Here is a 25,656-nt window from a genome sequence, read left to right as displayed (position 1 = left end):
TCATCCAATTGAAAGCGCAGCGCCCGGCTTTCGCACCGGGCAGCTTGGGAGCCTCTGAATAACTCCGTAATGCCTACTTATTGAAAAGTTCGTCCAGCTTCTGCTCAAACTCGTGATAATTCAGGTAATCGTACAGCTCCTCACGGGTCTGCATGGTGTCGACAACCGCTTGCTGATCGCCATTTTGCAGGATGCTGGTATAAACGTTTTCCGCCGCGCGGTTCATCGCACGGAACGCCGACAGTGGATACAGTACGATATCTGCGCCCGCTTCGCCCAAATCTTTGGTGTTATACAGCTTGGTTTTACCAAACTCGGTAATATTCGCCAAAATCGGCACATTTAGCGCGTCTTTAAAGGCACGATAGTGCTCCAGCTCAGTAACCGCTTCCGCGAAAATGCCGTCGGCGCCAGCCTCAATACAAGCCTGGGCGCGTTCAATAGCCGCATCGAGCCCTTCCTGCGCAAAGGCATCGGTGCGGGCCATTACAAAGAAATCATCATCGGTACGGGCATCTACTGCCGCTTTGATACGGTCGACCATCTCCTGCTTGGAAACAATCTCTTTATTCGGGCGATGGCCACAGCGCTTCTGAGCTACCTGATCTTCGATGTGTACCGCAGCGGCACCAGCGCGGATCATCTCTTTAATGGTGCGGGAAATGTTGAAAGCGCCGCCCCAACCAGTATCGACATCCACTAAAAGCGGCAACTCACTGGCAGCAGTTATACGGCGCACATCCTCCAGTACATTATCGAGACTGGTCATACCCAAGTCCGGCAGACCGTAGGAGGCGTTGGCAACACCGGCGCCAGACAGGTAAATCGCCTTGTGACCAATACGTTCGGCCATAATGGCGGAATAGGCGTTGATGGTACCAACCACTTGCAGCGGTTGATTCTCGGCGAGTGCAGCGCGGAAACGCGCGCCAGCAGAAGGCTTTTGGCTCATGCTCTACCTCAGTTTCTTTTCAATGTTTATTCTCGAGGCGCGGATATGCCGGCGCATTAACAGCTCCGCCAGCTCACCATCCCCGGCCTCAATGGCCTCAATAATATGGTTGTGCTCGCGGAAAGCCCGCTGGGCCCGGGGACTGGCCATCCCCAACTGGTAGCGATACATACGAACACGGTAATAAAGTCGATTGCACAGGGTATCGATCAGAAGATCATTCTTTGATGCCTGCACGATACGGAAATGAAAATCAAAATCCCCTTCCGGCTGGAAGTACGCCTTACCGGCCTGCAGCTCTTCCTGCTGCTCATGGTGATAGAGCATTTGGCGCAGCTCGACCAGGTCTTCCTCGGTGCGCTGTTCCGCTGCCAGACGGCAAGCCATACCCTCGAGGGCTTCGCGAACTTCATAGAGTTCCAGTAAGCCGCGCTCACTTAACTCTACAACCCGGGCTCCGACATTGACCTTACGTTCCAGCAGTCCCAAAGACTCCAGGCGCATTACTGCTTCGCGCAAACTCCCGCGACTGGCATTAAAGCGGCGCGCCAGTTCCGGCTCGCTAATTTTGCTGCCAGAGGCGATTTGCCCCTCCACAATTTCAGCGCGCAAAGTCAGAAATAAGCGTTCAGCAAGGCTTTGGCGCTCCTCTGAAGCTGAACCGGTAGTACCAACTACAGTCATGCAAGACCTGGATTGTCGACAATCTTAATGGGGCATGACATTAAATCACCAGCATTCTCTCGTCAACTGCAGGCATCCTCGATTAAACATTGAGGATTGTTGACAATAGGGCAAAATAGGTGACTTTCAACAGAGCAGTAGTCTTGCCATGTTTAAGTGGGCATAATAGCGCCCGCGCCAGATGAGCCTGTTCGACTAACGCGAGCGCTCTATGCTTTATTTGGGGCTTAGGGAAAATCCCACAGAAAGAATATCCAGGCCTCGGAACAGCGCTTGTTTTAGGCTGCCACCACCCAGGTTACAGACAGAGTTATGCCGAAGAGTATTATCAGGCGATGGCTGCCAAGCCCCGAAGAAGTTAGAGCCAACAATGGCCTCAAATTTCTGGGGACTCTTCTCCACGACCCCAACCTTTTTCATTTGAACCGACACTCAGTCTCGGTCGCATTTGCGGTTGGCGTATTTACCAGCTTCCTCCCTTTGCCAGGACAAATGGTTATTGCCGCTCTGCTCGCACTTTGGCTGCGCTGCAATCTACCTTTGTCGATGATTCTTGTATGGATCAGTAACCCGATCACCATGCCGGCTATTTTCTTTAGCACTTACAAGCTCGGCGCCTGGGTTCTGGGGGCGCCACCGGTGGATTTCAGCATCGAACTGTCGTGGGAATGGTTGACCAGTGAAGTCGGGAAGATCTGGCTGCCACTATTTACCGGCTCTCTGATTGCCGGGGCATTCTTTGCGACAGTGGCCTATTTTGCCATGCGTGCCCTCTGGCGCTGGCACGTTGTGAAAAGATGGAAGTTGCGAATCCAAAGGCGGTCTGTTATCGGTTAGCTTTCTCACAGATTTTATCTACCACCCAGTACGCAAAGCCTCCTGCGATAATTGCCAGCAGCGCGGGAAAAACGTAATTAGTGACCAACCCTAGAAAAAGAGCTAGTAGAGACCCCACTAAAAAAGTCCACAGTGCTACCAATGAGCGATTTTCGGCGGCCGCCAATGCCGCCGCCCAGACAGACATAAGTGCAGAAAATATGGCGCCTCCAGAAACAATCCAAGTAGGCCATAAATCCCACCCTTCTCCATAACATATTGACCCGCCAAGCAGATCGCCAGGGCAAAAAATGAACTTGAACCATTCATCAAAAAGTAAAGTCAGGTAAGCCGATATACACCAGGCAGCAATGGCTGCTGGAATTGGCAGACACTTGCGCAAGATTCGAGAGATCTTGACCATCCCAGAAACTCCCTACTCATTGCGCAAGGCCGCTGCCGGCTGAACCCGACTGGCCTTAAAGGCCGGATACAAAGTTGCCAGCAAGCTAAGCAGAAAGCCCGCCGCCACAACCAGTGCCACGTCTCCCCATACCAACTGGGACGGCAAATAATCCACGGGATAGACATCAGACTTTAGGAACTGGATGCCGAGCATTGATTCCAGCCCCGCTACCAATTTGGTCACCGTCAGGGAGCCCAACACCCCCAACGCACCGCCAACTACAGCCCCCACAAGCCCGACCAGCGCCCCCTGACTCACAAAAGTCAGCAAAATCTGTCGGGTACTGGCACCCATAGTACGGAGGATGGCGATATCAGTATGCTTATCAATAACCACCATCACCAAAGTGGAAACCACATTAAAAGCGGCAATCGCAATAATCAGGAAAACCAGTAACCCCACCAGGTTGCGGGACATCTGAATAGCCTGGTAGAGGTTGCCGTGGGTTCGACTCCAATCAGCGCCGTAGAAATTGCCCCGAGGTAGGTCTTGCAGAAGACGCCGCATAATCCAGTTGGCCTCGAGCATTTCATTGACCCGTAACTGGACCCCTGCCCCACCGCTACCTCCAGCCAGAGTCCTGGCCTGCTGCCAGGCAACCAGGGCGAGAGATTGGTCCAATACAGTGCCAGAGTGAAAAACCTGCGCCACTTTAAATCCAGCAACCCTGGCTGCCTTGCGTGCACCGGTGGCACTATCGTTATTTGGCACAATCAGGGAAAGGTAATCACCCGCCTCAACCCCCAACTTTTCAGCGAGCCCTTTACCTAGAACTACACCCGGTTCAGACGGGTCAAGCAAGGCATCGAAGGATGAGGATTCAAGGAAGTCCCCGATATTGGAGACTTCGGTAATTGTCTCCGGGTTGACCCCCTGCACCAACAGCGGCGTCACTTCAGCCCCACGCCTGGCAAGCGCATTGACCTGCCACACTTCTGCCGCGGAGAGAACCGCAGGGTCGGAAACCAATTGTTGGCGCAACTGGGCCCAATCCACATCAGGGCTCCCGTTGTAAATAGTGACATGGGGCATGATTCCCAGGATTCGCTCGCGCAACTCCCGGTCAAAACCATTCATCACCGACATCACCACAATCATCAAGGCGACACCGAGGATCAAACCAATCATCGATAAACCGGAAATGAATGAGACCAAACCGGCCGAATCGTCATTTCTGCGCTGGGCACCGGCATAGCGAAGCCCAATATAGGCGGGAAGAGGCTTAAACATGATCACCCTGGTGCCAGTCAGCAGTCAGCCGCCCATCGATCAGATGCAGACAGCGATCCAGGGCCGCCGCTAGATCCGGGTCATGGGTAACGATCACAAAGCTAATTCCCATCTCCTGATTCAAGCGATCCATCAATTTGTGGATCTCTGCCCCCGTAGCCCGATCCAGATTGCCGGTAGGTTCATCCATCAAAACACAGGCGGGCCTTGTCACCAGCGCCCGGGCAATAGCCACCCGTTGCCGTTCACCGCCAGAAAGCTGTGATGGCTTGTGCCCCATGCGCTCACCCAGGCCTACCGCTGTGAGCATCGCCTCGGCCTCTTTGCGGGCTTCGGCAACGGAACGTTTGCCTATCAGTAATGGCATGGCGACATTTTCCAGGGCGGAAAACTCGTTAAGCAAATGGTGAAACTGGTATACAAAACCGAGACTGCTATTTCTCAACCAGCCCCGCTCATTGGCGTTGAGTTCAGCGAGATTCTTACCCGCAACCCAGACCTCACCGGAACTTGGGGTATCGAGACCACCAAGCAAGTTGAGCAGTGTCGACTTACCAGAGCCGGAAGCGCCGACGATGGCCAATTTCTCGCCCCGCTTTACCTCGAGCTCAACACCACTCAGAACCTCCAGGTCTCGGCCCCCCTGGCGGTAATGTTTGCGCAATTGCCGACAAGCCAAAACAGCACCATCCGGGGCCGGAGCTGGCTGCGCTTTTTCCGTATCTATTTCCACTCGACTGTTCATCAAATTATTCGCTGTCTCTCAACATCTATAAATCACACCAAAACAGGCCGACTTATATAAATTATTCGTAACGCAAAGCTTCCGCCGGCTCAATCTGTGCCGCTCGCCAGGCAGGAAATATCGTTGCCAGCAGGCTCATACAAATTGCCGCCGTTAACACCACCACTGCATCGCCGACACGGAATTCAGAAGGCAGGTAACTAACAAAGAAAACACGGGGATCAAATATCTTGGCGCCTACTACCGACTCAATCCAGCTCACCATTTCAGTCAGGTTCATCGCTATCACGATGCCTAAAACAGCACCGGCAAAAGCGCCGATAATGCCAATGGCACTGCCCTGAATCACAAATACCGCCATAATCTGACGGGACGTAAGCCCCAATGTTCGCAACACCGCTATATCGGAACGCTTGTCCGCAACCATCAATACTAGTGCTGAGACAATATTGAATGCGGCCACGGCGACAATGATCATCAGCATCAACGTGACAACGGTCTTTTCCATTTTAACTGCCTGGAAAAGACTTCCCTGGGAATCCCCCCAGTCTTCACCCTGAAAACCCTCGCCCAGCTCATCTGCATAAACAGAAACAAGCCCCAGCGCATTGTCCATATCGTCAAAGCGCAACTGCAGCCCCTGGACCTTGCCCGTCATCCGGGTCAGGCGCGCAGCATCTTCAATATTGATCAGCGCGACATTCTGATCCACCTGCGCCCCCACAGAGAAAACACCGGCAACCGTGAAACGCTTTGTTCTGGGGAATATACCAGCAGGGGTCACGCTGACTTCTGGCAGGGTCAGTATTACCGAATCTCCGGGAATCACATTGAGCTGATGGGCAAGGATTCGCCCCAGAACCACCCCATAGCTGCGGGGCTCGAGCAAATCCAGGTTACCCATTACCATATGCTCACCGACGGTAGACACCTTGCGCAGCGCTTGCGGTTCCACACCTTGGAACTGGGCACCGTGACTGCTGCCATGAGCACTCAAGAGGGCGTAGCCATTCACAAAAGGGCTGGTCGCTTCGACATGTGGCTGAGCTTCCAACTGCCGTGCAGGTGTCTCCCAGTCCACAAGACCGCCTTCCCGCTCGACAAAGCCGTGAGGTACAACACTTAGTATTCGGGTTTTAAGCTCACGATCGAAGCCGTTCATAACAGAAGCGACAACAATCAACGCAAAAACACCAAGGGCCATTCCCAGTAGAGAAAAGCCATTGATAAAGGAAATAAACTGCTGCCTGCGGCGGGCAGCCACGTAGCGCAGACCAATAAATAGGGGGACAGGTTTTAACATAGGGTCGATTTAAACGGAAAAACGTCAGGAAATCCAAAGATTTAGGCAAGTTTACCGAACGTTGTAAGTCTTGAGCTGGGCCTTCAGGCGCTTCAACGCCTCTTCATCCCACTCCTCTGGCTCTGTAAGGGCGAGCCACGCCAAGGTGTACCCCCACGGGGTATACCGATGGCCAAAAGATAACGGAGCGAGCCCTACATTTAAGTCTGCCAGCAGCTGCAAGCCGGTAACTAGAGGGTACCACTGGAGATCCGGCGATACATCAGGTCCTCTGGGATGGTTCAACCAGTCGGGCCTTTCCAGCGCCCAGCGCACACTAAAGAATACTATCGGGTCACTGGCGTGCTGCAAAAATGCAATCCTGAACTCACCCCATGGCTCACGACCAATATAGCCTCCGTACTGATTACCAAAGCGCACCACCTCCCCCCCTTTGAACTCTGGCAGCCAGGCGGGAGTGCCCGGATCTCGATTTCTGACAACCCGGCTCCACATGCCTACACCGAGGGGCGGCCCAGCCCAAAGGGCTCCATCAATCGGGTCATCGATAATGTCATAGAAGTCGAAGGAGTCTTCGGAAAGTTGAGCGCCAAGACTGAGGCCAAACAAGTAAACTCGGGGCCGCTCATCTTCTGGCAACTCAGCCCAATAATCATAAATGACCTTAAACAGTGCTCGCGCCGACTCGAGCCCCTCAGAATCATCCGCCATCAGCGCTATCGGGCTGGATAAATAGGAATACTGCGCCGCAACAGTGGCGGTATTACCTCGATACAAAAACTCTAAAGAATTTACAGCACCGGGATCAACCCAGCCGGCGCCGGTTGGAGTTGCCACCAATAAGATCTCACGCCTGAATGCACCAACCCTCTTTAATTCCTCCAGCGCCAACTGAGCGCGCTTCATAGGCGTCGAAGCACTATCAAGCCCAACGAAAACCCTAATAGGCTGTACTGCAGAACCAGCTACCTCTCTTATCTCCTCCACTGTCGGCCCCAGCGTTAAGAACCGGCGCCCCTGATTGCCAATGTCATCCCACTTGATCAGCGAATTGGCGCCGCCAGGAAGGTTGGGGTCGGCCGGTGGAGAAATACTTTTTGCATAAGAATTATCTAACCGCTGATAGGTCGATGAAATTACATGCAATCCTGCTTTTAACAGCACACCATTAAAAACAGCCCAGTAAAGAAGCACAGCCGCTAATACACCCACAAGCATCGCCACTCGCTCGGGCACATGCTGCTCTACATAGCAGGCCACCAGGAGGACTATTCGCTGAAACCCTTTTCCCAGGCACCACAAAACCAGGAACATGAGTAGTGCGGTCATAGCTACAGTAATCGGTCCTACGGACCCCACCTGCTCCATGCTCATAAGAGCACGGATCGAGTTCTGCCACCTCACTCCCTGCCAAAGAGATAAAAGGATAACCAAGAGACATACAGCCAATACGCTCCGATCAAATAAGCGCCTCTGCCATGGAGAAACCGCCAGATTTGGAATACCCAGGTATTTCCAGAGCCAACTAAGAAAGACGCCGAAAGCATAGCCAACAAAGAACGCAACGCCGGCCAATATTCCTTGCATAAAGTCACTGCGAGGAACAAGGGAGGGGGTAAGGGAAAGCGCAAAGCAGATGGAGCCGATCAGAAGGCCGAGAATTGAAAAGGTTTTAACCAGCCTCATTCTTGTCCGCTCGACAAGCCAAGCATAACTAATAGCCTAGCATAGGCCCCTGGCCAACCAGCCATGCCCTCTTCTGCTCCGTCAATTCAAAACTCGAAGTAGCAACGCTGCAAGAATGTAGGCGTCAATCCATGACACCAAACATCCCAAAGAGGCGCATTTATTTCTATTCTTGGCGCGAAAACGTGAAGAAGAACAGGAGCATTGGCGGAAATTCTGTTTTAATGGGACGGCTAATGGAACATCTACATCGGAGAACAAAAAATGTTCAGCAGACTCCGCAGCGGATTGAATTGTCTCGCTGGCTCAATGGCACTACTTCTTACTTTTGGCGCCCAGGCGACAACCATTGAAGTACCCGTAGGCACCCAGGGTGGGGAGCTCACCATTGAAGAAGTCCGTGGGCTTAAAAAACATGATGTGACCTCACGCCTGGGGGAACCCCTTGGTATTGAGGGGCCAATTGGCGAACCCGCTATCACGCGCTGGGAATACGGCGAGTTCTACGTTTTCTTTGAACAGGACACCGTCCTACACACAGTGAAAAAACCCAGCGGCTGATCTAGCACATCCTGGCAGGCGCTCAACTGAAGCTGCCTGCCTCACCCAAAGTGAAGCACCCCACTCTAGCTGCAGCTGCAAGATAATTCAGCCCCGCCCTTTTGCTGATTCGGAAAATTTATATCACAGTAACCTGAAGCAACCACCTCCAACTGGAGTTACAAGCTGTGCGCTACATCGCCATTCTGCTTTTTACATTAACCACCATTGCCCAGGCTGAAGTCACCCTGGTGGAAGTGATTAAGTCCGAAAACAAAATGCACTTGCTCGATGGTGACAAGGTTATAAAGAGCTACCATGTAGCCTTCGGCGGGCAACCCCAAGGACACAAGCAGCAGGAAGGCGATGAAAAAACCCCCGAGGGACACTACACGCTGGATTACAAAAAAGAAGACTCCTCTTATTACCGGGCAATGCATATCTCCTACCCCAATGCCGAAGACCGCGCTCAAGCTGAGGCTCGGGGAGTCTCGCCAGGTGGCTTCATTATGGTCCATGGCCAGCGCAATCGACTGGGCTGGCTCGCTCCAATCACCCAACGCCTTAACTGGACTGATGGTTGTATTGCCCTTACCAATGACGAGATGGATGAGTTTATGGCTCTCGTAAAAATCGGCACTCCCATTGCAATCCGCTGGTGAGACATCACCAATATACAGGCCATAACAGCTCTTCAAAGTCCTTAGGGAGATTTTGAAGAGCTGCCCGATAGCCAAGGGACTGGATTTCCCCTCTACAACCAGTCAATATGCCCGCCGTAACTTCACCTTGGTGGGGTGGTCAACTTTTAGGCAAGCTGACAGAACACCACCTTCCGGACTAATGAGAAACCGATAGAAAATGACAGTAAAAGTCGAATCCGTAGATAGCCTATTGAAATCCAGCGGTCGCGAGGGCGAAGAAGTCCGCGTTCAAGGCTGGATCAGAACCCGCCGCGACTCCAAAGCCGGCCTCTCTTTCCTGGCCGTACATGACGGCAGCTGCTTTGATCCGATCCAGGTCGTTGCTGAGAATCACCTGCACAATTACCAGTCAGAAGTGCAGCGCCTGACTACCGGCTGCGCGGTAGATATCCTCGGTACCATCAAACCATCCGAAGGCAAGGGACAGTCTATCGAACTGCTCGCCACCGAAGTCCAGGTTGTCGGCTGGGTGGAAGACCCGGATACCTATCCCATGTCCCCCAAGCGCCACACTATGGAGCACTTGCGCGAACACGCTCACCTGCGCCCGCGCACCAATGTCAGTGGTGCCGTAGCCCGCGTGCGTAACTGTATCGCCCAAGCAATTCACCGTTTTTATCACGAGAACGGCTTCCTCTACGTGCACACCCCAATTCTCACCGCTTCTGACTGTGAAGGTGCTGGCGAGATGTTCCGGGTCAGTACCCTGGATATGGAGAACTTGCCGCGCACAGATAAAGGTGCGGTGGACTACAGCAAGGACTTCTTCGGCGAAGAGAGCTTCCTCACTGTATCCGGCCAGCTGAATGTTGAGAGCTACTGCCTGGCCATGTCCAAGGTGTACACCTTCGGCCCCACCTTCCGTGCAGAAAACTCCAATACCACTCGCCACCTGGCAGAGTTCTGGATGGTTGAGCCGGAAGTTGCCTTTGCAGACCTGGCAGATGTAGCCGATCTCTCTGAGCAAATGCTGAAGTATGTATCCAAGGCGGTACTGGAAGAGCGTGCCGATGATATGGCCTTCTTTGCCCAGCGCATCGACAAGGAGGCTATCAGCCGCCTGGAGAATATCATCGACAACGATTTCGCCCGCATCAACTACTCCGAAGCGATTGAAATCCTGGAAAGCTGCAAAGAGAAGTTCGAGTTCCCCGTATCCTGGGGTATTGATCTGGCCTCTGAGCATGAGCGTTACCTGGCAGAGAAGCACTTCAAAAAGCCAGTTATCGTGATGAACTATCCGAAGGACATTAAAGCCTTCTACATGCGCATGAACGACGATGGCAAAACCGTTGCCGCAATGGACGTTCTGGCACCGGGAATCGGCGAAATTATCGGCGGTGCTCAACGTGAAGAGCGTTTGGAGAAGCTCGATGAGCGTATGGATGAAATGAATGTACCTAAGGAACACCTGGACTGGTACCGCGACCTGCGCCGCTACGGTACAGTGCCTCATGCGGGCTTTGGCCTGGGCTTTGATCGCATCGTGTCCTACGTAACCGGCATGGGCAACATCCGCGATGTAATCCCCTTCCCGCGCACACCGAAGAACATCTCGTTCTAAATAAAAAGCCCCGCAACGCGGGGCTTTTTATTTCACATACAAATCTTCAAGCGCTCAGCCCAGTTGCTGTAGCAATGATGTCATCGCTCGCCTTTTCACTGATCATATAGACCGGCACCACAATGAAGAAACCGGGGATTCGGGGGAACACCGAAGCATCCACTACCCTTAAGTTATTGGTGCCGTGAACCCGAAATTTACTGTCGACAACTGCCATAGGATCACTGGCAGGCCCCATTTTATTGGAACAGGAAGCGTGATGCCCCCAAGCTTGGTTCTTAACAAACTCACCAATTTGCTGATCTGATTGAACCTCATTACCGGGCAATAATTCCCTGGAGACCTGCTTGCTCACAATAGGGCCCGACATAATATCCCTGGAAATTTTTACCCCCTCAATAACTGCCTGAAGGTCTTCTCCCAGAGCATCATTACCCTCACCAAAATAGTGGAAGTTGATTTCCGGTGTGTCCCTGGGATCAGCAGATTGCAGGGTCACACGCCCGGCGGTATTGTTCGTATGGCCTTTCAGTACAATCCAGGAGAAACGGTCTTTGTAGTCCCGCAACGCCTGGGAGTACCCGGGAAAGTATCCGTGGAAATCGGAGGGCACTCCGAAAATAAACAAGTCGGGATCTTCCAGCTCCGGTTTGGAACGTTTGACCAGAGACAATACTGGACCATTTCCACTGTAGGGCCCCTGATTGAACCAGCCATAGCGATAGCGATTTAAGCAGGGATCATTCCCCTCCCCCCAAGTGCAATCTTTAAGAAGGGCAAGATCCTCACTCATCTCACTAACGATTCCGACCTCATAGCGATCCTGGAGGTTCTCTCCTACCCCAGGCAGATCTACCAGGGGCTCTATGCCGTGATCTCGGAGCTCATGGGCGGGACCAATTCCCGACAACTTGAGAAGTTGCGGGCTATTGAAGGCCCCTCCAGACAAGATAACCTCACGATTTGCCCGCACTTGCCTCAAGACTCCGGCAGTACCACTTTCGTCATGGTAAGGGTCTGCCTTATACAGGCTCGCCCCCTCTAAAAACTCCACCCCAACAGCAGTATTCCCCTCAAACAACACACGAGTTGCCAGTGAATTTGTACGAATATGAAGCAAGTTTGGGTAAATTGACTGGGTATCCAAGAGGTATTCGCGCACACTGGTACGGCGGTTTCGGCTATCTGCTGCCATAGGGGCGATAAAAGGCCCTTCCTGGCCACCGGCCACGTCCCAATGATTGATATCCAGGCGAAGATTGCCGCTGATAATTTTTTCCAAGGCCCCTTCGAGCCCATACTTGGCCAGCGCGGCCTGGGCAACTTTCAAGATCGCCGGGTCTTCCAGCAATAACGCGGGGTTGCCGCGATTCGTAGGCAGCCAACCATCAAAACCGTGGCGGGATGGGTTAGAGAAAATTGGGCGGGGCACATATTCACAACGCTCTAAACGCTCAAAATATCGCCGCATATTTGCGCTATCCCAGGAGATATCCCCTGTATCCCGAGCTATGCGGTCAAAGTCATTATTATGTGGATAGACTGTAATCAATGCGTGGTGCGTGGTACAACCACCGATTGTACTCGCCCGTGGGTAGAGGATTCCCTTCCCAGAAACATATTTTTCGTCCAGTTGCTGCTGATTGATATCCGCATAATGCTTAACAAAAAAGTCCCAGCTCAATTTGGGGTCTTCAGACGCAAAGGGGTGCCATGCTGGAATATTATGGGTGTCATCACTGGGGTCATCAGCACCAGCTTCCAACACCAAAACAGAAAATCCCGCCTTTGCCAAATTTACCGCTAATGGCCCTCCACCCGCACCCGACCCAATAATCACGTAGTCATATTGATCATAGAAATTCCGATCCAACATTGAGAGAGCGGAAACCAATCCTGTTGAAGCCGCGCTGGCAGCAATACCCAGTTGCATCGCCCCTTTAGTGAAATTTCTACGGCTAATTTTTTTACTCGACACTTTTTTGTCAATCGAATCCTTCTCTTCCATAGTGCTTATCCATTTTTATAGGTTGTATCCGAGATAAGCATTATGCACGCCAGCTTTTGCAATTCTGTCTTACAGGAATTGCTTTAATCTAAAACTCGACCTACTTACCAGCGCCAGGATGTATCACATGCCTAAAAGATATATCGACGCAAGACTTCTTAAATGAAATTAAATAAACCTCTCCCATTCTACCTGGAGACCCCAGAAGAGAAGCACCTGTGAGGCATCAAATAAAAGGCAACCAAGTTTTAAAGCTGGCCAAAACCAGAGTTCACGATTCAAAATTCAATCAACCAGATAAACCTTCAAGCACCACATCAAAAAGGAAATATAAATAAATTTGAATAACTGCAAGGCAGTTTATTATTTTAAGCATTACGTCAACGCTTAAAATAATAAATTACCCAGTCCGGCAAGTAACAAACTCAACTCACAATGGCGGTTTTCGTGAATTTTCTACACAATCAGTCGCTGGAATATTCTTAGCCCCCCTATTGAGAGCTTAAAACATTGCCCAAAGTATCAATCTGTCTATATGATGCAATCATCGAATTTGATTGCGATTTTTGGAATAACAACTAGATTAATAAACACTAAAAAATAAAAGCGATCCGATTCAACCCAAAATGCTCAGGAGCATCGGGCACAAGTTTTAGTTGATGACCGTGAGAAGGAGATCAGAATGTCTGGAAAAGAGCTCTATATCACCTACGAAGAACTTTTAAAACTCGAAAGTTTTAGAAAACCTAACTCAACACCAAGAAAACCACAAAACATTGATACCACCCACCTTGATGATATCGAAGTAATCATTGCCAACGGCAAAGGAATTCAAGCTCTCGATAGAGAAGCTATCAACAAACTACCACTAACAGGCTGGGTTTGTAGATTTCCCGCCCACATCCACCCCCCCAAAGGGTTGAAACTCGTTCAAGTCAGCGAGCACCTATTGAATATTGCTCCGGCTAGAAATATGCCGTTGCAAAAATTTGAGACTTTAGTCAAGGAACTCACTATCAGCGCCATCACAATATTCAAGAAGCAAGGTCGAGCCGTCTGATATATGACCCTGATCACGGCCGACTGCAAAACGGTATGCTATTGAGCTGCCGTTTTGCTATCTCTCCACTAAGTACTTACCCCCTAGCCTATTAATTTCTGAAATGCGATTAGCTTCCTGATGTAAGCTCGCATTTCCGGAGTATCAAATTTCCCCTGATAACGATCAGGATCGTTGACTGAGCGCCCCTTAATACCTGGACAGCCGCCAAATCGTATTAGTGTGGAAAAAGCAGGCATTAACTGCAACTCCTCTACCGAAGCCTTGATTTCTAAATCCAAATGATCTGAGTACTCTTCAATATATCTGGAAACCGTCCCCATACCTGAAAGTGTTTGTGCACAAACCATATTCCCAACTGTCCCAAACTTGGGGAATCGATGAACTTCTTTAAAATCCACTTTATCAAAACTGGCCAATAGATTTTCCTTCAATACTAACTCGGCAAACTCCAGGTGCTCCCCCTTTTTGGGTTTCAAGCCTGTCACCTGGTAGTGGAGCGCCTCAAAGGGAACAAAAAGATTGCTCCACCCCTTTTCAATTTTTGAAATTGCATATTCCTTATAAGCAGCTTTTTCCTGATACTTATCGATAGTCTGAAAGATTGAAAGCGCCAGACCAACAACTGCCACCCCGGCTGCAACACCGCCTATCCTGGTTACCCTTTTCAGGCCAATTTGGGTTTCATCCCATGTCTTCCCATGAATTGCCAAAAGAGCCGCGATAGCTGTAAGTGCATGCCCTAAAATAGAAATAGTCAGATCCATAAGCTCTCCCAGAAAAAGCTCAAATTTCAATATGCACTAAAAATCAAATCTTGGTATCACTATCTACCGATACCAGAAAATTTCAACACAGTAGATACACGCCACATTGCGAAAATCACCGCCAAACTATCTATTTTCATTAATGGGCAGGAACAAATAGAAAGATACACTTACTCAGAAAAGCTAATCAATAAGTTAAAATTACTATTTTTAGACTGGAGCCTTATAAGAAACCCAAAACAAAACAATCGTACCCATTTGAATTCACCTCATCGCACAGAATTAAATAGCAATATACGGAGCTTGTACTTTTCCTGTGGATTTAATTAGAAAGTAGGCAGCGCAATAAGGGGCTAAGGTTGACTCACAAGATAGCGCTTTACTAACTATACTATTTAAGTCAAACCCCCTGACTCCATACAATTAATAAATTTAAAGGCCTATTATAACAACCGACCCCCAACTACCCGCCAAACATCTCCTTTGCGACCCAAAGGCTACTATTGGGAACCTTTTTAAAACTTGACCCTGAATAGCTAACTACTATAACTATTCACAAGGTTGTATAACACGCAGCATCTACTGACCAACTGGTATCCATATGATACATCTATTTATGCACGCGAATGTTAAGGACTTCAACGAATGGCACAGAGTGCTAGAAGAGTTTATGCCTATAGTGAAGCAAATGGGCGCTACAGCTACATCTGTATACCGAGAAATTGACAACCATCACAATGTAACAGTGATCCATGAGTTTCCTTCGAAGGAGCATGCTATCAAGTTTGTCAATAGTAGTGAGCTTGAAGAATCTAGAAAAAAGGCTGGCGTGCTTGTGACTCCAAAAATTTGGTATACAGAAAAATTATAATTATTCCTTATTTTGGCATAGAAATTTATAAAGCTATCTTCACCCCCCAATAGGCCTATCCATTCAAGGGGTGTATCTTGATCAATGGCTCTTCCTTTACAAATAAGCTGACTCTAGAGTATCTCTCCACTAACAGTACCCATATAACAATACTGATAACCCCTGCCTTTAAAGTAACTTCATATACTTGACTGGCACATGATCAACCAACCACACATTATTAGCAGAGCGATAAAAATCAAAACCATCTCGATGCATGGATTTAGCCTCCACCCTTAACAGTACGGGCTTGCCATACCTGGCCCCAACAGATCGAGCAACTGCCTCGGATTCTGACAGGTGAACATGGTGCCTTTGCATTTTCTTCAGTCCTTGCGCGAGGATATCTTCAACAAAACGCTCTGCAGTGCCATGGAGAAGCGCACCTGGTGGCTCAAGGGGGCTTAAATGTAAATTAATATCTACAGAATGTCCCTGATTGGCTCTGATAGAAAGACCATCATCACTTATAGAAAACCGCTGCTTATCATTGGTTTCCACAACGACAGAAACCAAATCCCTGTTTAGCTCAAAGTCTACAGTTTTCTGAATCAACTCATCAACTGCCACCCATCCATTCTCATCCATAAACAAGCCGATGGCTTCAGGCTCATGCCTGAGCAGGTAGCTGAAGTATTTTGATATCCTACTCAGCTCTCTACTGAATTCAGTATCTCTGTTCAATTCTAATATTCCACAACTAAGAATATAACTCGAAATTTTATGATGGGACATTCACCTTGGCGAAAATGTACTCATCAAAATAAATACCCCCTTTTTTTACTGAGCAGCTTAAAGTCCCTTCATGCTTATACCCCGCCTTCTGTAAAACCTTCATTGATCCGACATTTCCAGAAAAGACAGAGGCATAAAGCCTAACAATATTTAGTGAAGAAAAAATCTCACGAGTAAACTGAGTCAAAGCAATAGTAGCAATTCCTCTCCCCCAAAATTCTCGCGCAACCCAATATCCAACCTCACCGGAGTGAGAATGCTCAAACAGCTGCTCGCGCATACTTATAATCCCGCAAAAGGCCCCTCTGTACTCTATTGCCTTTACAACCCCTTCCTTCCCACAACCTTTATCAACCCACCAAGCAGCATCTTCCAATGTATAAGGGTGAGGAATTCTCGATGACAAATACTTAAGCACTGACTCATCATTTAAGTACTCAACCAGTAGTGCTTCATCATTCTTTTCAATGTTTCTTAATTCAATCATTCGGACAAACCATCAATTCCTTAACCTATTACTGACACCCTTTCAATGAAAATCAATGCTTTGTTGAAAGCTAGGGTTATCAGCTATCAACTATTCCTGCCTACTCTCCAATCGGCACAATAGCTTTTTAGCTTCCTGCGACTGCTTCACATTTATTACTACATCTCAAAAATGACAGCCATTATCAATTATAATCGACCCTATTTGTACGGAATTCTATCAATATGTACCCTCAACAACTCAACTTGGCAGTATGGGCCTCACTAGCCCCTGCTGCGTTGGTGTCTGCCCAGGAAGTAACTCAAACGGTAGAAGAAGTTGAAGTTATTGGTAGAGCCCAACAATTTTATCTGGACTCTCATACACAAGTTGGAACTAAAACAGACGCAGACTTATTAAATATTGCGATGTCTGCTCAAGTACTAAGTGAACAGCTTATTGAAGACCAGGCTGCCCGCGATATCACTGACTTGTACCGTTCCATCGCAGGAGTTAGTGAATTCAGCTATTCCGGAGTCACATTTCGGGGATTTCGAGACAATAAAAATATATTTTACGATGGAGTCCGCGGCGATCCCTATTCGGGGTTTAGTGTTCCTCAAGTATCAAATGTAGCGCGCATCGAGGTACTAAAAGGGCCATCCTCCGCCCTCTATGGCGGCGGTGAGCCCGGAGGAATGATTAACTACACCTCCAAGAGGCCAACCTTCGATGAAGGCCGTGAATTGACAGTCACTTCCGGAAGCGAATCGCTAAAAGGAGCTTCTATCGAGCTAACAGGCGGTGTAACTGGAAATATCGCCTATCGTTTAGGAGGCTTCTATGAATCTCAAGATAGCTTTCGCAATAATGCGAATAGCGAGAACATTGAACTTGCCGGGGGACTACTATTTGACCTCTCAGCAGACACTCACCTGACAACCACCTTCGAGCACATAGAACAAAACCTAGGCGGTAACCGCTTGCGCGGCGTACCCGTTAATGATGACGGCAAATTCCTGGTAGATCCCTCCTACAACACCAACGAAAAATCTGATTATCAAAACCTAAAAGCCTTGGTTCTTCGAACTAAAGTCAAGCATAAGGTGACAGATAGCCTGAACTTTAACGCAACATTGCGTTACATGGAAAATGAAAGGGAGCAGGCTTATCACGAATCACGCGGTTGGGTAGACATCAATGGTGATGGAATGGCCAATGCTGAAGATGGAACCATCCGCCGTGAGTACCGCGATCAGTACCGGGCAAATGAAGAGCTGAGCCTTACTTTGGACTTTGTGTATGACACAGACATTTCAGGTATGAATCATCAGATTTTGCTTGGTGGTGACTATCATGATGTTGATACAAAATATGACTATTGGCGAGCGCGCCCTGGAGCAGACGGTGTTACAAACCTCAACATCTACGAACTCAACTACGGCATAACTGACCCGTCAACTTACAACCTTATCAATATGAATAAGGATGGTACGGCCAGCATCCGTACCAGCATTTATATCCAGGATACTGTGGAATTGACCAATCAGTGGTTCTGGATGCTAGGTGCGCGCCTTGATCAGTTCGACGAAACTGAAAAAGAAAGCGGCAATAGCTACAAAGATAATGATGCAAGCTACCGTACAGGCATCACTTATAAGCCCGTAGATACACTATCCCTCTATGCAAATTACTCCCAGAGCTTTAATCCGGTGAGCGCAGACGACTTTGAGGGCGGCGCCGAGGAGCTTGAACCCAGTACTGGCAGTCAAGTGGAGATTGGTGTGAAGAAGGAATGGCTGGATGGGCGTATCCTGACCACTCTAGCCTTCTATCAGATAAAAAAAGCAAATATGGCCCAAAGTAACCCCGCCTATATCAGTGCCGATGAGACCCCGAATGAAGCCGAAATTATCAACCTCGGGCAGGTTCAAAGTGGTGGAAGCGAGTTCACCTTAGTCGGTGACATAACTGAGAGACTCAGCATAACAGCTAATTATGCGTACAACGATACGTATATCGCTGAGGGTGACTCACGCAACGTGTCAGACTCAGGTCAGTTCGTAAATGCACCCAAGCACCAAGCAGGCTTGTGGGCCCGCTATGACCTCAGTATATGGGACTCAGCATTTGCCATTGGTGCCGACTATGTGAGCGATCAAATAAGCTTCGATGATCAAAAAATAAAGGCCTACACTGTACTCGATGCCAGCTGGGCAACTCGCTGGGATGATATTCAGCTGAGTATTAACGTAAACAACCTTTTGAATAAAACGTATGCAGTGAGCGGTTTTAATGAGCGGCAAGGACATTTTCCCGGCCAACCACGAGAGCTAATCGCCCAGCTTTCCTATGACTTTTAGCAACCTAGTAATTTATCGTCAGCGGATTTCCACTGGCGATATCATCTTGTTTTATACAGGAAGGAAGTTCTTTGACGATACACTCACCAATATATCCCCGCAGATTTACCCACCTGTTCAGCCCCTCTTCTAAACTTAGATATTATGAAAACGACACTGATCCCCCAGATTGAATTTCTATTGGCAAATATTCAATCCGAGGTAGCACCTTCAATCAAGACGAGCACAGGCCGTATAAATTTCGATCGAACAATCTTTCCCTAACGCTATACAGGCAAAAACTACGATTAATCAAGTTGGTATTCAAGGTCGTAGTAATGAACTCCACCATCCATCTGAATAGACATTTTCCCAGAGAGTCCCACTAGTTCTCCAGTGCCAGAATCAGGCACAACCTCTAAAATAAGGAAGTCCTCTCCCTTCTTCATGGTCCCAAAGTGCTGTAAAACAAACGTGCCTCGCTTACCACCTAGAGTACCGGCAACTTGCTCTATGGCTACATACCCCGCAGATCCTTTTACAGGAGTCATTGCACTTAGCATTTCTCCTCGACTTTCTCCTGAAAGATCACCGTAAAAGACTTTATTAATTGACATACGCCCCAAGCTGTTTCCTTCACTACCTTTCGCATACGGATCCATCGGCTTTACAGTAACCTCGAACTTTCCTGAAATTTTCATATTTGCTCCTTTGCGAATTTAGATTGAAGTAGTACGTGTCTGGCTTTACCAGTAACAACTTAGGCTCTAAGGGAGTCTAAAGTGCTACTTATCGGTTTTCCATTTTAATATACAAAACTGTACATTTATACACCCAAGATAGCATAGTAAGTGACTATGGGTTGAGATGTTTATGAAGGTGCGCAATTAACACTCAAAAGTACTAATGTCCATTAAGCGGTTAAGAGACATAAGCGAGAAATATTGGAACCCACCGAAGCAGTATGGGCTTTTAGCACTTCCAATCTCGTCGAGAATATAGTTCATTATTATTTGGGACCAAGTGGAAATACGCTTGTCGATTCTACACAGAGAGAAATTAAAGAAATCGGTAAAACGGGATTACAAGAGTTCAGTGAAGCAAAGCCGAAATGACGATGCCCCCAAAACTATTTTGGAGGCTATGAGTTATTATTTTTTCTACACTAGTATTGGCAAAACGATAGATCGTAGATCTGTGGATTGATTAGCCCAAAACACTGACTACCTAACTTATTAGCACCATTATTAGATGTAATAAGCTAGGCATATCCCAGGAAACCAGCTTCCCTTCGCATAAAACGATCAACTACTCGGCGCAGTTGCCATAGGCGCCGGTACTAATACGTCTTCGCCATCACTCTCTTCTTGAGGTTCAGTAAACCCAAAGTCCTCCAGTATTCCGTAGAGCGCCGGTAGCACCAGAAGGATCAGAATAGTAGAACTGCTGATACCAAATACAATACTGGTAACAAGCGGCACCAACACCTGTGCCTGCAGACTGGTTTCAAATAACAGTGGCAACAGGCCTGCAACTGTGGTCAGCGAGGTAAGGAAGATGGCTCGGAAACGATCGCGGCTGGCTTGGCTCGCCGCGCTATGCACATCCATTCCTTCACGCACTCGCCGCTTCACAAACTCCACTAACAATATTGAGTCATTGACCACAATTCCGGCGAGAGAGACAAAACCCATCATGCTTGGCATAGACATATTCTGCCCCATGATCAGGTGCCCCCAGATAACACCAATCAGCGCCAAAGGAATAGCCACCAATACAATCAACGGCTCCACATAGCTGCGGAATTGCATGGATAGGAGAAGGTAGATACCAATGGCACCTATTAACAGGGCGCGACCAATGGACTTACCTGTAACCTCACTATTTTTCATTTCCCCTTGCATATCAACGCGCAATCCTGGGAACTCACGGGTAAGCTCAGACAGGAACTTCTCCTGGGTGTCACCTAGTACCTGTCCAGCATTCGCTTTCTCAGTGAAGACATCAGCAAACACACTCACTACCCGCTCGCCGTCAATACGTTGAATTCGCGCATACTCCCGATTCATTTCTATATCGGCAACGGCAATCAGCGGAACTCGTTGCTTGGTAGCTGGATGGATAATGACTAATTCATCGAAACGGCTCAGTGCTCCGCGGGAATTTGCATCCATGCGAACCTGAATCTCGTAGGTTTCCCCCCGATATTGAATTTCATCTATCTCCATCCCCTGGTAAGCAGCTCGCAACTGATTGGCGACATTGCTGGCATCCAGGCCGGAGGCATAGGCGCCTTCACGCATTTTGACAGTGAGTTGTGGCTTGCCGGGACGCAAGTCATCCACCACATTCACAACGCCGTCGTATCCACGCAACCAATTCTGCAAGCGAATGGACGCTGCCTTTAGTTGATCCAACTCCAAACCGGCAAGGCGCAAGTGGATAGCACGGCCGGCAGGGCCTAAGGCCGGTTCTTTGTAAAGAATAGCGATTGCCCCTGGTGTGTCGCCGGCGGCCTCACGCCAAGCATGGCGCAATTCATCCATGCTGGTATTGCGGCCTTCAGCGGCAAGCAGATCGACATTAATTGTGGCCACATGGGGCCCCGATTCAAAGGCATCTCCGTTAACACCAAAAGTGACACTCGTATGGTTTACCAAAGGTGCTCTTTCATTTTCAGAAAACTCTGAGGCAACTTGATCCAACGTCTTCAACTGCTTATCGACTAATTTCTCCATATCGACCAAAGAAGTGCCTTGAGGCATTAAGATCCGAGCTTGCAATAAATCGCCCTCCAAGGTGGGAAACCCCTGAAACTTGACGATCCCCGATGTCATCAAACTAATAGTGACCAGGAACAAGCCAAATACACCCCCGACAAAGGCATAGCGATATTTAACAGCCCAATCTGCTGCGCGCCCCATATTTTCTCGCCAACCATCAAAACGTTTGGCAAAAGCCTGCTTCCAGGCGGGGGTGCGACTTTTATGCTCAAGGGCATGACGCAAGTGTGCCGGCAAAATCAGGAAAGCCTCGATCAGACTAATGAGCAATACAGAAATCAATACAATGGGGAGCACCTTGAGGACCTGCCCCATATCCCCCTTAATAAAGACCAGTCCTCCAAACACCATTACCGTAGTTGCGAATGAAGACAGTACTCCACGAGCCACTCGCTTGGTGCCATTGATAACCGCTTCCAACGGCGACCTTCCCTCACGGTGTTCACTGGCAATACTCTCCGATAACACAATGGCGTCATCCATCAGGATACCAATGGCAATCAGCAGTCCTACCAGACTGATCATATTAATGGACACGCCCATGGCCGTGATCAGTGCAAACGAACCCAGGAATGAAACCGGCAAGCCCATGACCACCCAAAAGACGTAGCGGCCACTGAAAAACAGATAGAGAGCCAGCGCTACCAAAATCAGGCCCTGCCAGGCGTTAGCCATAATCATCTGCAAGCGATCCGCAACGATAGAGGCGCTGTCCTGGGTTAGCGTGAGTTTCATACCCTCAGGCAGATTTTCATTTTCACGGTCGACAAAGTCCCGTACGGCTTCAAGCACACGCAAGCTATCATCCACACTATTCTTCTCGACATTGAGAAGCGCTGCACGATGACCGTCAAAAGTAATTTTGTCTTCAGCCAGCTCAAAGTCATCGTAAATTTTTGCAATATCCCCAAGTCGAACTTCCGCTCCATCACCACCTTTAATCACCACTAGGTTTTCCAATTCTGCAACCGTGCGGCGCTCTTCGGTAAAACGCACCTGGTATTCTCGATCCGGCGTGGATACCTTGCCGGCGGGCATGTCGATCGCTTGCTGGTCAATAATATTGGCCAGGTCCATCACGCTGAGTCCGTACTGGCGCAAGTTATAATCTGAAACTTCAATCTGAAGCTGGTGGTCAGAAAAACCGGAAATGCGCACAATAGGAATAGCGGGATCGCGGAGTAATTCGCGGCGGTAGTGCTCCGCCAGCTGGTTTAATTGGGGCAAAGGAAGGTCAGCACTGATAGCAATACTAACCACCCCCTGAGTGCGGCCCAGTTCTTCGATCACCGGGCGCTCGCTTTCTGCAGGAAGCGAATCGATACTGTCTACTGCGGACTCCACATCAGCAACAAACTGGTCCATATCACCCGCTTCTTGCATCTTGAGGGTCATCAGGCCCAGATTATCTTTTGCCTCACACAATCGCTCATCAATAAAGCTGATTCCATCGGTGGCCTCCTCCAAGGGAAGACAAATACTATCTTCCACTTCGGCTGCCGCAGCGCCGGCATAAGGTACCGTAACCTGAACCTCAAACTTATCGATTTCCGGCATCGTTTCACGCTTCATACCAGGCAGAACAAAAAGCCCGCTTAGCATCAGCGCAACCATCAATAAATTGGCCGCCGTTGGGTGACCGGCAAAATAACGTATCACTGCTGGGTACCTCTAGCACTCGCCGCAACGGATTGCTCATCACTGACGACGGAAACTGCCATTCCATTAATCGCAGGAATTACATCAGTCACAATAACCTGCTCACCGGGATTCAATCCCTCGCGGATCACAGTGGTGTCGCCTTGGTGGTAGTCAATCTGTACAGGGCGCACTCTTAGTTGACCATTTTGTACCAGATAAACCTTGCCTTCATGGAGGGCGCGGCGGGGTATAGCGAGTGCTGGTGCGGCGGGAGCCAATAACTCTACACGGGCATACATACCGCGAAATAGCGGTGGTTTTTCACCGGTCACCGCTTTGCCATAGGGGTCATCCACAGCTACAACAACGGAGAGTGTTCGACTGGTGCTATCCAGGGTTCCACCCAAGCGCACTACCCTCCCCTGCCACTCACTATTCCCCGGGCCACCCACCAGGGTGATCCGAGCTTCCAGCCCCAACAGCATCTTGGGTAGATCATCAGGAGTCGGATTGGAATCTATGCCAGGCCTTAAATTGCGCAAAAGTGGAGCCACATGAACCATAGGAAGCTCTGCTGCAATTTCTACTTGGGCAAGGCCGCTTGCATCAAATAAACGGGCATTGCCAGCAACATATTGGTTTTCTTCAACATGAACTTCGCCAATACGAGCATTAAATGGCAGGATCACCTGGGTGCGCTCCAGATTGTATTTACTGTCTCGTACCTGAGCTTCTGAGCGAGCTATCTGGGCTTCAATCACTTTGCGGCGGGTCGGGAAAAGGGAGAGCTGGCTGCTCTGGTTCTGCACTTCCTGGCGCAAGCGCAGCATATTTTGCTCTTCAGTATCTACGGTCGAGCGGGAGACGGTTCCCTTGGCAACTAACTTTTGCTTGCGAGCGAGTTCTTTCTCACCCAATTTGAGGGTGCGCTCGGCGATGTCCAAAGAGCGTTTACTATTGGCCTCTTCCACGTCCAGCTCTTGCAAGTTAGCGCGATTTGCCGCCAAGTCACTTTCAGCCTGCGCCAGGGCAAGCTGGTAGCTGGTATCATCGATCTTCAGCACCAATGTACCGGCAGAGATAATATTTCCCCGCTCCAATTCCGGAGCTGTATACACCACCCTACCACTGACTTCTGCATTGGCTTCCAGAAAAGTACTGGGTTTCACCTCCCCATATGCAATGGCTTGGGCTCGCAACGGTAACTCCTGCACCTTTATTGCATCTACCATCGTTATGGGAGCCTCTATAGCATCGTGTTTAGGCTCACCTTTAGTGGCAACCAGGGCCATAGATACAACTAGCCCTGCCGCAATCAGGGCCGGTAATGCCAGCCGGCGATTCATCAGTGCTTTCATATGAGTCTTAATTTCCATTGCCGACATCCTCGCCTTCGGTCACAGATTTATTGGAAACGCCACGGAGTAAGAGTTGAACGGTATGGTTAATCCATCTCTCCCGGTTTTCCTCCCCCAGAGCAAAGCCAAACCCCTCCTTCAAGGGGTCGCCAGCGATGAAGGGAAAGGCAATCAGACTGATAAAAGAGACTGGCATCAGGTCAATATCCAGGTCCTCTCGCAACTGGCCGCTGGATTGGAGAATTCCCAGCAACCCGCGCAGCTTTGGCACCAGTTGTGAGGCTAACCTGTCAACAAAGAGTTCGCGCATTCGACCAGATTTGGAAGCCACTTCATCAGCAATCAGGCGCGGAATCCAGGGCTCCTTGATGTATAGGCGTATCATTCGACTCATTGCTTCTTTCAGCAACTCTAAAGAGGGCTCCCCTCCATCCAGCCCTGCACTAACAAACGCGGGGCCATACTGCATGATTTGGCTCCGAACCACCTCGATAATTAGCCCCTCCTTACCGCCAAAGTGGTAACTGATCATCGCAGAATTCACCCCTGCTCCCTGAGCAATCTCCCGAATCGAAATATCACGGAAGGCCTTATTCCGAAGTAGAGAGTAGGCTGAGTGCATAAGTGCCTCACGCACCTGGGATTCACGCTCAGGATCTTTTGGGCGCCCGCGGCCTCGAGTGGATGGATTGTCAGTCACAGGCATTTATCCTTAATTAATCAGTTGATTAATTAAATAGGAATTACACCCATGCAACAACCCCAAAATCCGACCAGTCAGTCAGGTTGTGCCGGGTTAATTTCTGATTCACAAGCTAAGCATCTCGGGACGCAATACGTGCCAATGATCAAGGGTTTGACGGGGCTAGCAAAATAGGTTGTAAAATTGACCTCCT

22 protein-coding genes are annotated in these 25,656 nt (G+C 49.3%); 7 read left to right on the top strand and 15 right to left on the bottom strand.

Annotated features, from left to right (window positions below; genetic code table 11):
• Positions 1–73: 73 nt before the first annotated feature.
• Both prpB and ACYX4J_RS09475 read right to left on the bottom strand, forming a co-directional pair.
• The gene (gene prpB, locus ACYX4J_RS09480) at positions 74–952 is read right to left on the bottom strand and encodes a methylisocitrate lyase (RefSeq protein ID WP_476178461.1); all 879 of its coding nucleotides are present in this window, start codon (positions 950–952) and stop codon (positions 74–76) included.
• Positions 953–955: 3 nt separating this feature from the next.
• Entirely contained in the window at positions 956–1,636 is a 681-nt protein-coding gene (locus ACYX4J_RS09475) for a GntR family transcriptional regulator (RefSeq protein ID WP_476178460.1), read from the bottom strand.
• A gap of 312 nt (positions 1,637–1,948) precedes the next feature.
• On the opposite strand from ACYX4J_RS09475, the gene ACYX4J_RS09470 reads away from it, so the two are divergent.
• A complete protein-coding gene (locus tag ACYX4J_RS09470; RefSeq protein WP_476178459.1) occupies positions 1,949–2,473 on the top strand; it encodes a DUF2062 domain-containing protein in 525 nt (174 codons plus the stop codon).
• Here ACYX4J_RS09470 and ACYX4J_RS09465 read toward each other — a convergent pair.
• From ACYX4J_RS09465 to ACYX4J_RS09445, 5 genes are all read right to left on the bottom strand, one after another.
• Entirely contained in the window at positions 2,463–2,876 is a 414-nt protein-coding gene (locus ACYX4J_RS09465) for a hypothetical protein (protein WP_476178458.1), read from the bottom strand. The two genes, ACYX4J_RS09470 and ACYX4J_RS09465, sit on opposite strands and share 11 nt — an antisense overlap.
• A gap of 12 nt (positions 2,877–2,888) precedes the next feature.
• Complete coding sequence (locus ACYX4J_RS09460) at positions 2,889–4,148, bottom strand: lipoprotein-releasing ABC transporter permease subunit (RefSeq protein WP_476178457.1); 1,260 nt, start codon at positions 4,146–4,148, stop codon at positions 2,889–2,891.
• On the bottom strand, positions 4,141–4,893 hold the full coding sequence (gene lolD / locus ACYX4J_RS09455; protein WP_413665861.1) for a lipoprotein-releasing ABC transporter ATP-binding protein LolD: 753 nt from the start codon (positions 4,891–4,893) through the stop codon (positions 4,141–4,143). Before lolD ends, ACYX4J_RS09460 begins: the two co-directional genes overlap by 8 nt.
• A 61-nt stretch (positions 4,894–4,954) precedes the next feature.
• Positions 4,955–6,196, bottom strand: a complete 1,242-nt coding sequence (locus ACYX4J_RS09450) for a lipoprotein-releasing ABC transporter permease subunit (protein ID WP_476178456.1) — start codon at positions 6,194–6,196, stop codon at positions 4,955–4,957.
• Between the two features lie 51 nt (positions 6,197–6,247).
• Complete coding sequence (locus tag ACYX4J_RS09445; RefSeq protein ID WP_476178455.1) at positions 6,248–7,882, bottom strand: alpha/beta hydrolase; 1,635 nt, start codon at positions 7,880–7,882, stop codon at positions 6,248–6,250.
• A gap of 264 nt (positions 7,883–8,146) precedes the next feature.
• On the opposite strand from ACYX4J_RS09445, the gene ACYX4J_RS09440 reads away from it, so the two are divergent.
• From ACYX4J_RS09440 to asnS, 3 genes are all read left to right on the top strand, one after another.
• The gene (locus ACYX4J_RS09440; protein ID WP_282932628.1) at positions 8,147–8,443 is read left to right on the top strand and encodes a hypothetical protein; all 297 of its coding nucleotides are present in this window, start codon (positions 8,147–8,149) and stop codon (positions 8,441–8,443) included.
• Positions 8,444–8,610: 167 nt separating this feature from the next.
• Positions 8,611–9,084 (top strand): L,D-transpeptidase family protein, encoded by a 474-nt coding sequence (locus tag ACYX4J_RS09435; protein WP_476178454.1) that lies wholly within the window; start codon positions 8,611–8,613, stop codon positions 9,082–9,084.
• A 199-nt stretch (positions 9,085–9,283) separates the two neighbouring features.
• Positions 9,284–10,690: an asparagine--tRNA ligase gene (asnS, locus tag ACYX4J_RS09430; protein WP_444897139.1), complete on the top strand. Its 1,407-nt coding sequence runs from the start codon at positions 9,284–9,286 to the stop codon at positions 10,688–10,690.
• A gap of 46 nt (positions 10,691–10,736) precedes the next feature.
• Here the strand turns inward: asnS and ACYX4J_RS09425 are convergent, their stop codons facing one another.
• Positions 10,737–12,698 (bottom strand): GMC family oxidoreductase, encoded by a 1,962-nt coding sequence (locus ACYX4J_RS09425; RefSeq protein WP_476178453.1) that lies wholly within the window; start codon positions 12,696–12,698, stop codon positions 10,737–10,739.
• 682 nt (positions 12,699–13,380) lie between these two features.
• On the opposite strand from ACYX4J_RS09425, the gene ACYX4J_RS09420 reads away from it, so the two are divergent.
• On the top strand, positions 13,381–13,758 hold the full coding sequence (locus ACYX4J_RS09420; protein WP_476178452.1) for a Tse2 family ADP-ribosyltransferase toxin: 378 nt from the start codon (positions 13,381–13,383) through the stop codon (positions 13,756–13,758).
• 83 nt (positions 13,759–13,841) lie between these two features.
• Here the strand turns inward: ACYX4J_RS09420 and ACYX4J_RS09415 are convergent, their stop codons facing one another.
• Positions 13,842–14,525 carry a hypothetical protein gene (locus ACYX4J_RS09415; RefSeq protein WP_444941879.1) on the bottom strand — a complete coding sequence of 228 codons (684 nt, stop codon included), beginning with the start codon at positions 14,523–14,525 and terminating at the stop codon, positions 13,842–13,844.
• Between the two features lie 616 nt (positions 14,526–15,141).
• Here ACYX4J_RS09415 and ACYX4J_RS09410 point away from each other — a divergent pair.
• On the top strand, positions 15,142–15,396 hold the full coding sequence (locus tag ACYX4J_RS09410; protein WP_444933074.1) for a DUF1330 domain-containing protein: 255 nt from the start codon (positions 15,142–15,144) through the stop codon (positions 15,394–15,396).
• Between the two features lie 168 nt (positions 15,397–15,564).
• Here ACYX4J_RS09410 and ACYX4J_RS09405 read toward each other — a convergent pair whose 3' ends face one another.
• Complete coding sequence (locus tag ACYX4J_RS09405) at positions 15,565–16,119, bottom strand: RNA 2'-phosphotransferase (RefSeq protein ID WP_413665628.1); 555 nt, start codon at positions 16,117–16,119, stop codon at positions 15,565–15,567.
• Between the two features lie 37 nt (positions 16,120–16,156).
• Complete coding sequence (locus ACYX4J_RS09400) at positions 16,157–16,657, bottom strand: GNAT family N-acetyltransferase (RefSeq protein WP_476178451.1); 501 nt, start codon at positions 16,655–16,657, stop codon at positions 16,157–16,159.
• 224 nt (positions 16,658–16,881) lie between these two features.
• Here ACYX4J_RS09400 and ACYX4J_RS09395 point away from each other — a divergent pair, with 224 nt between their 5' ends.
• Positions 16,882–18,999 (top strand): TonB-dependent siderophore receptor, encoded by a 2,118-nt coding sequence (locus ACYX4J_RS09395; RefSeq protein WP_476178450.1) that lies wholly within the window; start codon positions 16,882–16,884, stop codon positions 18,997–18,999.
• Between the two features lie 287 nt (positions 19,000–19,286).
• On the opposite strand, the gene ACYX4J_RS09390 is transcribed toward ACYX4J_RS09395, so the two are convergent.
• The 4 genes from ACYX4J_RS09390 to ACYX4J_RS09375 all read right to left on the bottom strand — a co-directional run bounded on the left by ACYX4J_RS09390 (position 19,287) and on the right by ACYX4J_RS09375 (position 25,460).
• Positions 19,287–19,679, bottom strand: a complete 393-nt coding sequence (locus tag ACYX4J_RS09390; RefSeq protein WP_444897130.1) for a DUF3224 domain-containing protein — start codon at positions 19,677–19,679, stop codon at positions 19,287–19,289.
• A 603-nt stretch (positions 19,680–20,282) separates the two neighbouring features.
• Complete coding sequence (locus tag ACYX4J_RS09385) at positions 20,283–23,420, bottom strand: efflux RND transporter permease subunit (RefSeq protein ID WP_476178449.1); 3,138 nt, start codon at positions 23,418–23,420, stop codon at positions 20,283–20,285.
• Positions 23,417–24,778 (bottom strand): efflux RND transporter periplasmic adaptor subunit, encoded by a 1,362-nt coding sequence (locus ACYX4J_RS09380; RefSeq protein WP_444957529.1) that lies wholly within the window; start codon positions 24,776–24,778, stop codon positions 23,417–23,419. The genes ACYX4J_RS09385 and ACYX4J_RS09380 overlap by 4 nt, the downstream gene beginning before the upstream one ends.
• Complete coding sequence (locus tag ACYX4J_RS09375; protein ID WP_444957528.1) at positions 24,768–25,460, bottom strand: TetR/AcrR family transcriptional regulator; 693 nt, start codon at positions 25,458–25,460, stop codon at positions 24,768–24,770. Before ACYX4J_RS09375 ends, ACYX4J_RS09380 begins: the two co-directional genes overlap by 11 nt.
• Between the last annotated feature and the right edge of the window lie 196 nt (positions 25,461–25,656).

Source organism: Microbulbifer sp. ABM4_008, assembly GCF_056311705.1.
This window is presented reverse-complemented; position numbering and strand designations above follow the sequence as displayed.

What these genes read in the sequence shown, in the direction of transcription:
- prpB (WP_476178461.1), bottom strand. Translation starts at nt 952, where the DNA reads ATGAGCCAAAAGCCTTCTGCTGGCGCGCGTTTCCGCGCTGCACTCGCC.
- ACYX4J_RS09475 (WP_476178460.1), bottom strand. Translation starts at nt 1,636, where the DNA reads ATGACTGTAGTTGGTACTACCGGTTCAGCTTCAGAGGAGCGCCAAAGC.
- ACYX4J_RS09470 (WP_476178459.1), top strand. Translation starts at nt 1,949, where the DNA reads ATGCCGAAGAGTATTATCAGGCGATGGCTGCCAAGCCCCGAAGAAGTT.
- ACYX4J_RS09465 (WP_476178458.1), bottom strand. Translation starts at nt 2,876, where the DNA reads ATGGTCAAGATCTCTCGAATCTTGCGCAAGTGTCTGCCAATTCCAGCA.
- ACYX4J_RS09460 (WP_476178457.1), bottom strand. Translation starts at nt 4,148, where the DNA reads ATGTTTAAGCCTCTTCCCGCCTATATTGGGCTTCGCTATGCCGGTGCC.
- lolD (WP_413665861.1), bottom strand. Translation starts at nt 4,893, where the DNA reads ATGAACAGTCGAGTGGAAATAGATACGGAAAAAGCGCAGCCAGCTCCG.
- ACYX4J_RS09450 (WP_476178456.1), bottom strand. Translation starts at nt 6,196, where the DNA reads ATGTTAAAACCTGTCCCCCTATTTATTGGTCTGCGCTACGTGGCTGCC.
- ACYX4J_RS09445 (WP_476178455.1), bottom strand. Translation starts at nt 7,882, where the DNA reads ATGAGGCTGGTTAAAACCTTTTCAATTCTCGGCCTTCTGATCGGCTCC.
- ACYX4J_RS09440 (WP_282932628.1), top strand. Translation starts at nt 8,147, where the DNA reads ATGTTCAGCAGACTCCGCAGCGGATTGAATTGTCTCGCTGGCTCAATG.
- asnS (WP_444897139.1), top strand. Translation starts at nt 9,284, where the DNA reads ATGACAGTAAAAGTCGAATCCGTAGATAGCCTATTGAAATCCAGCGGT.
- ACYX4J_RS09425 (WP_476178453.1), bottom strand. Translation starts at nt 12,698, where the DNA reads ATGGAAGAGAAGGATTCGATTGACAAAAAAGTGTCGAGTAAAAAAATT.
- ACYX4J_RS09420 (WP_476178452.1), top strand. Translation starts at nt 13,381, where the DNA reads ATGTCTGGAAAAGAGCTCTATATCACCTACGAAGAACTTTTAAAACTC.
- ACYX4J_RS09415 (WP_444941879.1), bottom strand. Translation starts at nt 14,525, where the DNA reads ATGGATCTGACTATTTCTATTTTAGGGCATGCACTTACAGCTATCGCG.
- ACYX4J_RS09410 (WP_444933074.1), top strand. Translation starts at nt 15,142, where the DNA reads ATGCACGCGAATGTTAAGGACTTCAACGAATGGCACAGAGTGCTAGAA.
- ACYX4J_RS09400 (WP_476178451.1), bottom strand. Translation starts at nt 16,657, where the DNA reads ATGATTGAATTAAGAAACATTGAAAAGAATGATGAAGCACTACTGGTT.
- ACYX4J_RS09395 (WP_476178450.1), top strand. Translation starts at nt 16,882, where the DNA reads ATGTACCCTCAACAACTCAACTTGGCAGTATGGGCCTCACTAGCCCCT.
- ACYX4J_RS09390 (WP_444897130.1), bottom strand. Translation starts at nt 19,679, where the DNA reads ATGAAAATTTCAGGAAAGTTCGAGGTTACTGTAAAGCCGATGGATCCG.
- ACYX4J_RS09380 (WP_444957529.1), bottom strand. Translation starts at nt 24,778, where the DNA reads ATGGAAATTAAGACTCATATGAAAGCACTGATGAATCGCCGGCTGGCA.